The organism is Streptomyces sp. NPDC058371, from assembly GCF_042723265.1.
GTDB lineage: Bacteria > Actinomycetota > Actinomycetes > Streptomycetales > Streptomycetaceae > Streptomyces.
The window spans coordinates 322,636-336,659 of record NZ_JBHXJC010000002.1; the positions used below are offsets into that span (position 1 = coordinate 322,636).

A 14,024-nucleotide genomic window follows, 5' to 3' on the forward strand; every position below is an offset into this window, starting at 1 on the left:
CCATGGAGAGTCATGCCCGAGACCATGTCGCACACCTCCAGCACGGGCGCATCCTGTGCCGGCACCGCCGGCAGCGCCCTCACCTCCGGCACCCGCACGTCCGGCACAGGCACCGCCGCCTGCGCTCCGGCGCCGAGCGCTCCAGCCCCGTGCCCTCCGGCCGCGTACGCCCCGACCCGCCAGCTGCCGGCCCAGATCGGCGCGCTCCCCCGGCCCCGGGGCACCTCGTCGGCCGGTCGCGCCGAGCACATCCACAACCGGATCGGCGTCGACGTCGCCGGCGGCTTCTACCCCGCGCCGCACCGCTATCAGCTGTATCTGTCCGCGGACTGTCCGCTCTCGCTGCGTGTCTCGCTGACCCTCGGCGTACTGGGTCTGGAGGACTCGGTCGCCACCACACTTCTCGGCCTTTCCGCCGACACCTCGGACGCGTTCGCCTCGCTGCGCGGCGCCTACGAAGCCACCTGGCACCACTACGACGGCCCGTTGACCGCTCCCGCGCTGTGCGACCGCTGGACCGGACGCGTCGTCAGCAATGACACCCCCGACATTCTGCGCGACCTCGCGGGCCTTGCCGCCGGCCGCAACGGATGCGGTGTCCCCGTACTGCGTCCGTCGGCCCTGGCGGAGGACATCGACGCCCTCCGTGAGCTCCTGGACACGGACGTCACCCCGACCGCGCGGCCGCACCGGCGGACGGCGGCACTGGAGCTGCTGGACCGTCGACTCGCCGCAACCGCCTACGCGTTGGGCGAGGAACTCACCGCGGCGGACATCGACCTCTGGGTCGCCCTGGTCCACCTCGAAACCCCCGGTGCTGTCTCCCCGTACGCGCATCTGCCGCATCTGCGGGACTACGTGCGACGCCTCGACGCCCACCCGGCGTTCCGCGGGCGGGTGCTCCGCCCGGACCACCAGGTGATCTGACCGGCTGCCGCCGTCCGTCCCCGTTCGGCGATCAGCCCTACAGGGACGCGGGGTTGGCGGCGGCGCCCTCCGTGTTGAGCAGGACGACCGTAGAAGCGGGGCCGATGCCCAGGGCCGTACGACGTTCCGTGGCATCGTCGCCGGTGAGCGCGGCCCTGGTTCCGGCCAGCGAAGCGGCGCCGCAGGGGCCGGAGGAGAGACCGAGGGCGGCCAGGTCGCCGGCGGCGCGGAAGGCGTCCGCGTCCGTGACGGAGACCGCGGCGTCCAGGCCGTCCCGCAGCCGGGGCCACGCGATGCTGGACGGTGTACCGCAGTTCAGGCCCGCCATGGCGGTCCCGCCGGTGGTGACGCTCACCCGTTCACCGCGCAGGAGGCTCTCCGTCACGCACGCGGCGGTGTCGGGTTCCACCGCGAGCAGCGCGGGCGCGCGTCGTTCCGCGGGGCGGCTGCGGTAGTGGGTGACGACGGCCTGGGCCAGCGAGCCCACTCCCACGGGCACGGTGACGAGATCGGGCCCGGCGCCCACGGCGGTGGCGAGTTGGCTGTCGATCTCGGCGCAGAGGGTGGAGTAGCCCTCGACGATCCAGCCGGGAACGCGTTCGTAGCCGGGCCAGGCGGTGTCCTGGACAAGGACCGCGTCCGGGGCGGCGGCCGCCTCGGCCGCCAGGCGCACGGCGTCGTCGTAGTGGCCTGCGACCAGGGTCAGTTCGGCTCCTTCGGCGGCGATGGCGCGCGCGGCCGCCGGGTGCACCCCCTGCGGCACGAAGACATGGGCGCGCTGCCCGAACACGCGGGCCGTACGGGCCACCGCGCGGCCGTGGTTGCCGTCGGTCGCGGTCACCAGGGTCACCGGTCCCGCCGAGGCTTCCCGCTCCGCGAGCGTCCGGTGCACGGCCCAGGCCGCGCCCAGCACCTTGAACGCGGGCAGCCCCAGCCGCGCCGACTCGTCCTTCACGAAGACCCGACCGACAGCCAACTCGGCTGCCACGGCCGGGAGTTCCGTCAACGGAGTGGGGGCGTACCCGGGCAGTGCGGCGTGAAAGGCCCGCACCTGGGCCGGCGCAGGTGCGCAGGTCCAGCTCCGGGCTTCGGGGCGCGCGAACCAGTACTCGGCCACTACTCATGTCCTCCTCGCTCGCCGGGCGGCCTGCCGATACACGCGCGCGTACGGCACCCGCGACATGTCATCGGCGACCTCACCGTCCCTGGTGGCACGTACGCGGCATGACGTCACCCGGAGGGGCAACCAACAGTCCCCGAGGCATGATCCAAGACTGCGCAAAGAGGCGCTATGCATCTTGCAACGCGCCCCCTCCGCACGCCCCCCACACCTACGTTTCCTACGTGACAGCCAACTCCCAACCCCCCATAGCCGACGGCCGGAACAGAGCCGTGCGCGCGACCACCGCACAGCACCCGCGACGCACGGTCCTGCGCGCCGCACTGACCGGGGCCGCGGCCGCCGGTTCCGGGCTGGCGCTCGGTTCCCCCGCCGTCGCCGCCGGCTCCCCCGCCGTCGCCTCCACCACACGGCCCTCCACTCCCGAAGCCGCCCTGAGCGCACTGGCGGCGGGCAATCGACGCTGGCGCACCCTGCGCGAGCAGCACCCCGACGAGACCTCCACCATCCGGGAGGAACTGATCGCCGGGCAGCACCCCTTCGCCGTCATCCTCGGATGCGTCGACTCCCGGGTGTCACCGGAACTGGTCTTCGACCAGGGCCTCGGCGATCTGCTCACTGTGCGCTCGGCGGGCGAGGTCCTGGACGAAGCGGTCATCGGCAGCATCGCCTATGGCGTCCTGGAGCTCGGCATCCCCCTCGTCATGGTCCTCGGACACCAGTCGTGCGGCGCCGTCTCGGCCGCCGTACAGGCGGACGGCAGCGGCCAGAAGCTCCCGTCCCACATCCAGTATCTGGCCGACCAGATCAGCCCGGCGATAGACCACTCGGTCGACGGCGACGCACGCATCGACGCGACCATCACCGCCAACATCCGTCTGGTCAGGTCCCGGCTCGCCGCCGAGCCCGATCTCGCCGCCAGGATCGAGACGGGCCAACTGGCCGTCGTGGGCGCCCGGTACGAGCTCACCACTCAGCGGGTCCACCGCATCAGCTGACTGCCGGCGGGGCCCTGCCACCGTCGGGGGTGGGAGGGTCCCGCACAGGGCGTCCGCCATCCAACGGGGGCTGGAAGCTGCGGGCGGACGCGCCCGCGACAAACGGACGCACCGGAAGCCACTCTGCCCACCGCAGCGACCGGGGCGACCGGCCGGCGAACAGGCAGCCGCCCCTGATCCGCTTCGGAAAGGTCGGGCCTACGCGCCGCTCGCCCCGAGCATGTCCTCACGCTCGACGAGCTTCACCCGTTCCCGGCCCTGCGTCTCGCCCAGGGCCTTCTCCGCGGCGTCCAGCCGGTACCAGCCCTCCCAGGTGGTGAAGCGGACGTTCCGCTCGCCGAGGAACGCGTCGACGGCCTCCGGAGCGGGCGCGGCGGGGGTGTGCAGACGTCCGTTCGCGTGGTCGTCGAGCAGACTGGCGACGGTCTCGTTGGCGTCGCCCTTGGTGTGGCCGATGAGGCCCACGGGACCACGCCGAATCCAGCCGGTGACATACGTCGACTGCAGGTGCTCGCCGGTCTCCTCGATCACCCGGCCCGCCTGGTCCGGGACCGTGCCCGACTCGACGTCCCAGGGGAGCTTGGGGAGCTTGTCGGACAGGTAACCCACGGCGCGGTAGACCGCGGTGACGTCCCAGTCCTTGAACTCGCCGGTGCCCTTGACGTTGCCGGTTCCGTCGAGAGCGGTGCGCTCGGTGCGCAGGCCGACGACTTCGCCGTCCTCCCCGAGGATCTCGGCCGGCGACTCGAAGAAGTGCAGGAACAGCTTGTGCGGGCGGTCGCCGACGTCGCGGATCGCCCAGTTCTCCAGGGTCTTGGCGACCATGTCGGCCTGCTTGTTGCCGCGCCGGGTCGCGATCGAGCCGTCGTCGTAGTCGATGTCCTCGGGGTCGACGATGACCTCGATGTTCGGGGAGTGGTCCAGCTCCCGCAGCTCCATCGGGCTGAACTTCGCCTGCGCCGGGCCGCGGCGGCCGAAGACGTGGACCTCCAGGGCCTTGTTCGCCTTGAGTCCCTCGTGGACGTTCGGCGGGATCTCGGTCGGCAGCAGTTCTTCGGCGGTCTTGGCCAGGATGCGGGCCACGTCGAGCGCGACATTGCCCACGCCGAGGACGGCGACCTTCTCCGCCTCGAGCGGCCACGTCCGCGGCACGTCCGGGTGCCCGTCGTACCAGGAGACGAAGTCGGCCGCACCGTACGAGCCGGCGAGGTCGATCCCGGGTATGTAGAGGTCGCGGTCCGCCGTCGCCCCCGTGGAGAAGACCACCGCGTCGTAGAACGTACGGAGGTCGTCCAGGCTGATGTCCCCCGGGTAGTCGACATTGCCGAAGAGACGGATCTGCGGCTTGTCGAGCACCTGGTGCAGGGCCGTGATGATGCCCTTGATGCGGGGGTGGTCGGGGGCGACGCCGTAGCGGATCAGACCGAACGGGGCCGGCATCCGCTCGAAGAGGTCGATGGACACACCGGGCTCGGCCGCCACTGCGGACTTCAGCAGCGCGTCGGCAGCGTAGATCCCGGCAGGGCCGGCTCCGACAATGGCTACCCGCAGAGGGCGAGGCATGATCAGGTTCCCTTCGAGCGACGGCAGGGTGACACGCCCGGAAGCTTAAACTAAGGCAAGCCTAAGTTAGTAGCCGGGTCCGATCTATGACCTCATAAGCCCGACTTATGGGCCGCGGCGCCCGCCCACCGGCAGCTTCCTCGGCTTTTGGGCCGCGGCGCCCGCCCACCGGCAGCTTCCTCAGCCCATCACCATGCGCATGCGCCCGGCGCGTCAGAGCAGGGCCGCCCTGTCCCACTCCCGGTCACCACGCGTCAGAGCGAGGTCATGACGTGCTTGATGCGGGTGTAGTCCTCGAAGCCGTACGCCGAGAGGTCCTTGCCGTAGCCCGACTTCTTGTAGCCGCCGTGCGGCATCTCGGCCACGAGGATCATGTGGGTGTTGATCCACACGCAGCCGAAGTCGAGACGCTTCGACAGCCGCATGGCGCGGGCGTGGTCCTTCGTCCAGACCGAGGAGGCGAGTGCGTAGTCGACGCCGTTGGCCCAGGCCACGGCCTGCTCCTCGTCCGTGAAGGACTGGACGGTGACGACCGGTCCGAAGACCTCGTTCTGGATGATCTCGTCGTCCTGCCTGAGACCCGAGACGACGGTCGGAGCGTAGAAGTAGCCCTCTTCACCGACGCGGTGACCGCCCGTCTCGACCTTGGCGTGCGACGGAAGGCGGTCGACGAAGCCGCTGACCTGCGCGAGCTGGTTGACGTTGTTGAGCGGGCCGAAGAACACGCCCTCCTCGTCGACACCACCGGTCCTGACGCCCGCGGCCGCCTTGGCCAGTACGGCGACGAACTCGTCGTGCACCGACTCGTGGACCAGCACCCGGGTGGCGGCCGTGCAGTCCTGGCCGGCGTTGAAGAAGCCCGCCGTGGTGATGCCCTCGACGGCCTGCGCGAGATCCGCGTCGTCGAAGACCAGGACGGGTGCCTTGCCGCCGAGCTCCAGGTGGACGCGCTTGACGTCCTTGGCAGCGCTCTCGGCGACCTGGATGCCGGCCCGTACGGAACCGGTGATGGCGGCCATGGCCGGGACCGGGTGCTCGACCATGAGCTGCCCGGTGTTCCGGTCTCCGCACACCACGTTGAGCACACCGGCGGGCAGGCTCAGCTCCTCGAGTACGTCACCGACGATCCCGGCGAGCAGCACGGTGGAGGCGGGGGTGGTGTCCGAGGGCTTGAGGACCACGGTGTTGCCGGCGGCGATCGCCGGTGCGAACTTCCACACCGCCGTCATCATCGGGTAGTTCCAGGGTGCGACCTGCGCGCACACCCCGATCGGCTCCCGCCGGATGATGGAGGTCAGCCCCTCCATGTACTCGCCGGCGGACTTGCCCTCCAGGAGCCGTGCCGCGCCCGCGAAGAAGCGCAGCTGGTCGACCATCGGAACGATCTCTTCGGTCCTGGTCACGGCGCGGGGCTTGCCGGTGTCCCGGCACTCCGCCTCGACGAGTTCCTCGGCCCGCGCCTCGACGGCGTCCGCGATCTTCAGAAGCAGCTTCTGCCGGGTGCTGGGAGTGGAGTCGCGCCACTCGGAGAAGGCCGATGCCGCGGCCGCCATCGCGGCGTCCACGTCCGCCGCCCCCGAGAGCGGTGAACTCGCGTACACCTCACCGGTCGTGGGGTCGACGACCGGCAGTGTGCGACCGTCCTTCGCGTCGACGAACGCGCCGTCGATGTGATTGCGCAGCGTACGGATCTCGCTCACGGCGTTCTGTGCTCCTCGCGGCTCGGGAATCGTGGCACGGACGACCTGGCGAGGCCTGGTCGTCCGCCCAGGACAGCGACGCTAACCGTCGTCCGAGCGGCCAAGAAGTGGTGGATTCGTCCATGGGCCGCAGGTGCTGGGGATGATTTGCACACCCGAGCGTCTCGGGACCGGATCATCCCTGAGGCTCACGGAAGCGCGGTACCCCGGTACCGCCCGCGGCCGAGGTTCAGCCCGCGGTACCGGCGTTTCGCCCGTCCCGCTTCCTACCGTTGGGACACGGCCCCCGGCGGACTCGCGCACGGACCGGCCTCGCCACCGACACGCAGGGACGGAAAATGATCGAAATCAACCGGCTGGTCAAGAGGTACGGCGAGAAAACCGCCGTCGACGGCCTCGACTTCACGGTCAAGCCGGGTGTCGTCACGGGTTTCCTCGGCCCCAACGGCGCCGGCAAGTCGACCACCATGCGGATGATCGTCGGCCTCGACGCGCCCACCAGCGGCTCGGTGACGGTCAACGGACGCCGATACGCCGAACACCGGGCCCCGCTGCAGGAGGTGGGGACGCTGCTGGAGGCCAAGTCGATCCACCCCGGCCGCTCCGCCTTCAACCACCTGAACTCCCTCGCCCTCACCCACGGCATCCCACGCCGCCGGGTGGAGGAGGTCATCGAGATGACCGGCCTCACCCAGGTCGCCCGCAAGCCCGCGGGCGCGTTCTCCCTGGGGATGGGCCAGCGCCTGGGCATCGCCGCGGCACTGCTCGGTGATCCGCGGACCGTGATGCTGGACGAGCCGGTCAACGGGCTCGACCCGGAAGGCGTGTTGTGGATCCGCCGGCTGCTCACCGGCCTCGCCGCGGAGGGACGCACCGTCTTCGTCTCCTCCCACCTGATGAGCGAGATGGCGATGACGGCGACGAACCTCGTCGTGGTCGGCCGGGGCAGGCTCCTCGCCGACACCACCGTCGAGCAGTTCATCCAGGACGCCGGCGGGCACAGCGTGAAGGTCCTCACCGGCGACCCCGCCCGGCTGCGCGAGCTGCTGCTCGGCCCGGACGTGGAGATCACCGGCGCCGCGGGCTCCGAGGAGCTCCATGTCACCGGCCTGGACGCACGGCAGATCGGCACGACGGCCTTCGAGCACTCCATTCCCGTCTACGAGCTCACCCCGCAGGCCGTCTCGCTGGAAGACGCCTTCATGGCGATGACCGGTGAGTCCGTCGAGTACCACGGGACCGCCGCGAGCACCCCTGTCGGGAGCACCGTATGACCACCGCGAGCACCCCCGTCGGGAGCACCGTATGACCACCGCACTCACCGCCGAGCCCACCGCCGCGCGGACCCGCCCCGACTACAAGGTCACCGGCCCGCGCGTGCTGCGCGCCGAATGGGCCAAGCTCTGGTCACTGCGCTCCACCTGGATCACGCTCGGCCTGAGCCTGGTGATCCTGGTCGGGTTCGGACTGATCTTCGCCGGGACCTACTCGTCCAGCGGCGACGGCCGGGGGCCGGGGTCGGACGCCCATGACGGCATCGCCATCGCCCTGGGCGGGATCAACTTCGCTCAGCTCGCCCTCGGTGTGCTCGGCGTTCTGGTGATGGCCGGGGAGTACTCGACGGGCATGATCCGCTCCACTCTCGCGGCCGTTCCCACGCGGCTGCCGGTGCTGTGGTCGAAGATCGCCTCTTTCGGCGCGGTCGCCTTCCTGCTCACCGTCGTGGGGGTGTTCATCTCCTTCTTCGCGACGCAGGGCGTGCTGCACGGCACGGACGTCGCGCTCAGCGTCTCCTCCTCGGGCGTGCTGCGCAGCCTCCTCGGCGCGGGGGTGTATCTCGCCCTCGTGGGTGTTCTGGGGGTGGCGCTCGGAGCGCTCGTGCGTTCCGTCGCCGGGGGCATCGGCGCCCTGGTCGCCGTCTTCATGCTGCTGCCGCTCTTCACCGAGCTGCTGTCCACCTCGCTGAAGGACGACATCAGCCCCTATCTGCCCAGCAACGCCGGTGGGTCGATGTTCGCCCTCCACCAGGCGAGCAACACCCTCAGCCCGGGAGCGGGTCTCGCGGTCCTCGTCGGGTGGGTCGCCGTCGCCGTGGCCGGTGCGGTCTGGCGGCTCAAGCGCTCCGACGCGTGACAGGCTCGGAGCATGGACGGACCCAGGTCTCCGCGATCGCCCCACCGTGATCGCGGAGACCGGCGACCCGGGCGGAGCGGACCCGAGGGAGAAGGCGGCACCGTGCGGAGCGGCAAAGGGGGCACAGACGGCACCGTACGGACCGCCGAAAGAGGCAAGGCCGAAACCGTACGGACCGGCAATGACGGCACGCTGCGAGGCGGCGACCTCCCGCCGGGCGAGCTCGAGCTCGACGCACTGTGGAGCAGCCCTTTGGTGCGCCGGGCCGTCGGCCTGGCCCACGGGCTGCGCCGGATCAGCCGCGCGCATCCGGTCATCCTGGACGCGCTCCTGGCCCTGTTCGTACTGGCGATGGGCGTCCTCAATCTGTTCGTGCCGGACGAAGGGCACGGCCCCCGCCCCCATCCGGACGTCACACCGCTGATCCTCGCCTCGCTGGCCGGACAGGCACTCCCCCTGGTCTGGCGGCGCCGCGCTCCGTCCGTCGTGCTGGCGGTGGTGGTGGCGTGCTGCCTGTTCCAGTGGTCCCTGGGCCTGAATCTGCGCAGCACGGTCACCGGCCTGATCATCGCCCTCTACTCGATGGCCCGCTACGACTGGATCAAGAGACTCCCCTGGGCGGCGCTGTGCACGGCGGTGACGCTCGGCGTGGCCTCCTTCCTGATCCAGCCGTTCCACCAGCAGTCCCTGACGGTCCTGTTCTTCCTGTACTGCGCCGAGACGGCGGCCATCGCGGTCGCGCTGGTCGTCCGGGTACGCGAGGCCCAGCTCGTCGTGCTGGCCGACCGGGCGGCCCGCCTGGAGGTCGAACGCGAACAGCGCGAGCAGCTCGCCGTCTTCACCGAACGCTCCCGGGTCTCCCGGGAGATGCACGACATCGTCGGCCACAACCTGGCCGTCATCATCGGCCTGGCCGACGGTGCCGCGGCCGCCCCGGATGCCGCGCGCGGCGCCGAGATCCTGCGGATCATCGCGGGCACCGGCCGCCAGGCGCTCACCGAACTGCGGCGCACGCTCGGTGCCTTGCGCGAACGGCCCGACGGGCAGGAAGGCACCGCCGACCTGAGTCCGCAGCCGGGTGTCGCCGACCTGGCGGGCCTGCTGGAGCGCACCCAGGCCGCCGGACCGCGGATCTCCTACCGCACCGCCGGACCGCACGACTCCATGGCGCCGGGCGTGCAGCTCGCGGTCTACCGCATCGTCCAGGAAGCCCTCACCAACAGCCTGAAGCACGCGGGAGCCGCCACCTCCATCCAGGTCACCCTGCGGGTCACCGACCGGGAGGCCGACGTGAGCGTCCGTGACAGCGGCCCGCCCGACGGCTCGCCGGTGCCAGGACCCGCTGGTCACCCGGGGCAGGGCCTCGTCGGTATCGTCGAACGTGCCGCCCTCGCCGGGGGCAGTGCCGAGGCCGGGCCGACAGACGTCGGTGGCTGGGTCGTACACGCCGTCCTGCCCCTGTTTCCGCCCGCCGTTGGAGAGAACCGGCCATGACCACCGTGCTCATCGTCGACGACCAGCCGCTGCAACGCCTCGGCTTTCGCATGCTGCTCGACGCCCACCCCGACACCAGCGTCGTCGGGGAGGCCGGACACGGCGCCGAGGCCGTCCGGCGGACGGCGGAACTGCGGCCCGACGTGGTCCTCATGGACATCCGCATGCCCGGTGTCGACGGCATCGAGGCCACCCGCCGGATCGTCGCGTCCGGGAGCCGCTCCCGCGTACTCGTCCTCACCACCTTCGATCTGGACGAGTACGCCTACGGCGCCCTGCGTGCCGGGGCCAGCGGCTTCCTCCTCAAGGACGCGCTGCCGGACGAACTGCTCGCCGGCATCAGAGCGGTCGCCGCCGGAGACGCCGTCGCGGCCCCGGCACTGACCCGCCGGCTGCTCGACACCTTCGTCCAGCGGACTCCGGAACCGGATCCCGACATCCCGCCGTCCGAGACCCGCCTGGCCGGGCTCACCGGGCGCGAGCGGGAGGTCCTGCTGGCCATCGCGCAGGGACTGACCAACAGCGAGATCGCCGACCGGCTGGTCCTGTCCGCGTCCACCATCAAGACCCACGTCAGCAAGGTCCTCGCCAAGATCGGCGCCCGTGACCGCGTCCAGGCCGTGATCATCGCCTACGAGGCCGGCGTCGTCGGGACCGACCGGCCCCGCTGACTCACGATTGAAACCGTTCAATCACCTACGCCGGAGGGCACCCACCCTCCCGACGAAGCAGTAACCACACTCCGCGGCCGGTCAAGAAAGTCCCGCACGCTCATTGACCCTCGTCCCGCACGCCCCTACGTTCACGTACGTCCACGCTGTGAATCGATTCATCACTTCTCCGTGAGGGGCCGTAGTGATCAGTAGGAGGAACATCCTGGCGGGCGCGGCAGCCACGGTGGCCGGGGTGACCGCCGGAGCCGGGCCGGCCGTCGCCGCACCGGCGTCCACGTCCGCAGCCGACCAGGCGGCCGCGGCACGCGGCGCCCTGCGCGTCACCGCCCCGACCGTCGAGTACGTCCAGCACCCACTGGGCCTCGACGTCCAACACCCGCGGCTGAGCTGGCCGATGGCCGCGGACGAGCCGGGCTCGCGCCAGAGCGCCTATCAGATCCGCGTGGCCTCCAGTGCGTCGGCACTGTCGCGCCCGGACGTCTGGGACAGCGGGAAGGTCACGTCCGCGGAGTCGGCCCTCGTCCCGTACGCGGGACCTCGACTCAAGCCGCGGACCCGCTACTTCTGGACCGTGCGGGTGTGGGACGGCGACGGCGGCGTCTCCGGCTGGAGCGAGCCCTCGTGGTGGGAGACCGGTCTCATGGAGGCCGCCCAGTGGTCCGCGGAATGGATCTCCGCTCCCCCCGCCCTCACGGACGCGCCGCCCCTCGAAGGCAGTTCGTGGATCTGGTTCCCGGAGGGCGATCCGGCCAACAGCGCCCCGGCGGGCACCCGTTGGTTCCGGCGCACGGTCGACCTCCCGGCCGCGGTCACGGCGGCGACCCTGGCCATCAGCGCCGACAACGTCTACGCCGTGTCCGTGAACGGCGTCGAGGTGGCCCGCACGGACCTGGCGACGGACCACGAGGGCTGGCGCCGTCCGGCCGTCGTCGACGTTCGCGCCCAACTGCGCTCCGGCGGGAACGTCCTGGCGGTCTCGGCGGCCAACGCAACCGAGGGACCGGCCGGCCTGGTCGCCGTCCTCACCGTGCACACGGCATCCGGCGAGCGGCGGATCGTCACCGACTCCTCCTGGAAGGCGGCGAACAGAGAACCCGCGGACGGCTGGCGCGGGGGCGGCTTCGACGACAGCGACTGGCCGGCGGCGAAGGAGGCGGCCGCGTGGGGAGCCGGGCCGTGGGGAAAGGTCGTCCCGACGTCGTACGCCGCCAACCAACTGCGGCACGAGTTCCGGCTGCCCACCAAGAAGGTGTCACGCGCCCGCCTGTACGCCACGGCTCTCGGGCTGTACGAGGCCCACCTCAACGGCCGCCGGGTGGGCCGCGATCAGCTCGCTCCCGGCTGGACCGACTACCGCGAGCGCGTCCAGTACCAGACGTACGACGTCACCACGCTCGTGCGGCCCGGCGCAAACGCCGTCGGCGCCCATGTGGCGCCGGGCTGGTACGCGGGCAACGTCGGCATGTTCGGCCCTCATCAGTACGGCGAACGCCCCGCGCTGCTGGCGCAGTTGGAGGTCGAGTACGCCGACGGGACGAGCGAGCGCATCACGTCGGGCACCGACTGGCGGGCCGCTTCGGGGCCGATCGTCGCCGCCGACCTGCTGGGCGGTGAGACGTACGACGCGCGCAAGGAGACCCCCGGCTGGACCTCCCCCGGCTTCGACGACGGGTCCTGGCTCGACGTCCGCGCTGCGGCCGACGCGGCTCCCGACCTGATCGTCGCGCAGGTGGACGGGCCGGTCCGGGTGGCCGGGGAACTCGCGGTCAAGAAGGTGACCGAACCCGAGCCGGGCGTCTTCGTCCTGGACCTGGGCCAGAACATGGTCGGCTCGGTGCGGTTGCGTGTCTCGGGCGAGGCGGGCACCACCGTACGGCTGCGGCACGCCGAGGTCCTCAACCCGGACGGCACCCTCTACACCGCGAACCTGCGCAGCGCCGCGGCGACCGACACGTACACCCTCAAGGGCCGCGGCGAGGAGACGTACGAGCCGCGCTTCACCTTCCACGGTTTCCGGTACGTCGAGGTGACCGGATTCCCCGGGACTCCCCCGGCGAAGGCCGTGACCGGTCGCGTGATGCACACGGCCGCCCCCTTCACCTTCGAGTTCGAGACCGATGTCCCGATGCTCAACAAGCTGCACAGCAACATCACTTGGGGGCAGCGCGGCAACTTCCTCTCCGTGCCGACGGACACACCGGCACGCGACGAGCGGCTGGGGTGGACGGGTGACATCAACGTCTTCGCGCCCACGGCCGCGTACACGATGGAGTCGGCACGCTTCCTGGCCAAGTGGCTCGTGGACCTGCGCGACGGCCAGACCGCGGAGGGCGCGTTCACCGATGTGGCACCCATGGTGGGAACCGTCGGCAACGGAGTCGCCGGCTGGGGCGACGCCGGCGTCACGGTTCCCTGGTCGCTGTACCAGGCGTACGGGGACCGGCAGGTGCTGGAGGATGCCTGGCCGTCCGTCCAGGCCTGGCTGACGTACCTGGAGAAGCACAGCGCAGGCCTGCTGCGGCCGGCCGAGGGATACGGCGACTGGCTGAACGTCTCCGACGAGACACCGAAGGACGTGATCGCCACCGCCTACTTCGCGCACAGTGCCGATCTGGCGGCCAGGACCGCAGGGGAACTGGGCAAGGACTCCGCCCCCTACCTCGACCTCTTCGCCCGGATACGCGCGGCGTTCCGGAACGCCTACGTCACGGCGGACGGCAGGGTGAAGGGCGATACGCAGACGGCCTATGTCCTCGCCCTGTCGATGAACCTGCTGCCGGACGCGCTGCGGAAGGCCGCGGCCGACCGTCTCGTCGCGCTGATCGAGGCCAAGGAGTGGCATCTGTCGACGGGCTTCCTCGGTACGCCCCGGCTGCTGCCCGTCCTCACCGAAACTGGGCACACCGACGTCGCCTACCGGCTGCTCCAGCAGCGCTCGTTCCCCAGCTGGGGCTACCAGATCGACAAGGGCTCCACCACGATGTGGGAGCGCTGGGACTCCATCAGACCCGACGGCAGCTTCCAGACCCCGGACATGAACTCGTTCAACCACTACGCGTACGGCTCGGTGGGCGAGTGGATGTACACAAACATCGCCGGCATCTCGGCGGGGCGCCCCGGCTACCGCGAGATCGTCATCCGGCCCCGGCCGGGCGGGGACGTCACCTCCGCGCGCGCCACGTTCCGTTCGGTCCGCGGCCCGATTTCCACGCGGTGGCAACAGCGCGCCGACGGTTTCGACCTGACGTGCGCCGTGCCCGCCAACACGAGCGCAGAGGTGTGGATCCCTGCGGACGGCCGCGATGCGGTCACGCACACCCGGGCCACATATCTGCGTGAGGAGGACGGCTGCGTGGTGTACCGGGTCGGTTCCGGCAGCCACCGCTTCGCGGCGTGACGCCCGCCGGGGCGGCTC

10 protein-coding genes are annotated in these 14,024 nt (G+C 71.1%); 7 read left to right on the forward strand and 3 right to left on the reverse strand.

The genetic code is table 11. The features are described from left to right. Window positions 1–12: 12 nt before the first annotated feature. Entirely contained in the window at window positions 13–927 is a 915-nt protein-coding gene (locus ACFWM2_RS08990; RefSeq protein WP_383275033.1) for a glutathione S-transferase family protein, read from the forward strand. 37 nt (window positions 928–964) lie between these two features. Here the strand turns inward: ACFWM2_RS08990 and ACFWM2_RS08995 are convergent, their stop codons facing one another. Further along, the gene (locus ACFWM2_RS08995) at window positions 965–2,044 is read right to left on the reverse strand and encodes a diaminopropionate ammonia-lyase (RefSeq protein WP_383275036.1); all 1,080 of its coding nucleotides are present in this window, start codon (window positions 2,042–2,044) and stop codon (window positions 965–967) included. A 227-nt stretch (window positions 2,045–2,271) separates the two neighbouring features. Here ACFWM2_RS08995 and ACFWM2_RS09000 point away from each other — a divergent pair, with 227 nt between their 5' ends. Next, entirely contained in the window at window positions 2,272–3,045 is a 774-nt protein-coding gene (locus ACFWM2_RS09000; protein ID WP_383275039.1) for a carbonic anhydrase, read from the forward strand. Between the two features lie 198 nt (window positions 3,046–3,243). On the opposite strand, the gene ACFWM2_RS09005 is transcribed toward ACFWM2_RS09000, so the two are convergent. Further along, window positions 3,244–4,608, reverse strand: a complete 1,365-nt coding sequence (locus ACFWM2_RS09005) for an FAD-dependent oxidoreductase (protein ID WP_383275042.1) — start codon at window positions 4,606–4,608, stop codon at window positions 3,244–3,246. 254 nt (window positions 4,609–4,862) lie between these two features. Beyond that, window positions 4,863–6,308, reverse strand: coding sequence for a gamma-aminobutyraldehyde dehydrogenase (locus tag ACFWM2_RS09010; RefSeq protein ID WP_383275045.1), 1,446 nt, complete (start codon window positions 6,306–6,308; stop codon window positions 4,863–4,865). 338 nt (window positions 6,309–6,646) lie between these two features. On the opposite strand from ACFWM2_RS09010, the gene ACFWM2_RS09015 reads away from it, so the two are divergent. The 5 genes from ACFWM2_RS09015 (at window position 6,647) to ACFWM2_RS09035 (ending at window position 14,006) form a co-directional block, all read left to right on the forward strand. Beyond that, window positions 6,647–7,582: an ABC transporter ATP-binding protein gene (locus ACFWM2_RS09015; RefSeq protein WP_383275048.1), complete on the forward strand. Its 936-nt coding sequence runs from the start codon at window positions 6,647–6,649 to the stop codon at window positions 7,580–7,582. A gap of 31 nt (window positions 7,583–7,613) precedes the next feature. Next, window positions 7,614–8,441 carry an ABC transporter permease gene (locus ACFWM2_RS09020; protein WP_383275051.1) on the forward strand — a complete coding sequence of 276 codons (828 nt, stop codon included), beginning with the start codon at window positions 7,614–7,616 and terminating at the stop codon, window positions 8,439–8,441. A gap of 102 nt (window positions 8,442–8,543) precedes the next feature. Continuing rightward, window positions 8,544–9,935 (forward strand): sensor histidine kinase, encoded by a 1,392-nt coding sequence (locus ACFWM2_RS09025; RefSeq protein ID WP_383275053.1) that lies wholly within the window; start codon window positions 8,544–8,546, stop codon window positions 9,933–9,935. Further along, a complete protein-coding gene (locus ACFWM2_RS09030) occupies window positions 9,932–10,606 on the forward strand; it encodes a response regulator (RefSeq protein WP_383275056.1) in 675 nt (224 codons plus the stop codon). Before ACFWM2_RS09025 ends, ACFWM2_RS09030 begins: the two co-directional genes overlap by 4 nt. A gap of 184 nt (window positions 10,607–10,790) precedes the next feature. After that, complete coding sequence (locus ACFWM2_RS09035; protein WP_383275059.1) at window positions 10,791–14,006, forward strand: alpha-L-rhamnosidase; 3,216 nt, start codon at window positions 10,791–10,793, stop codon at window positions 14,004–14,006. Window positions 14,007–14,024 lie beyond the last annotated feature (18 nt).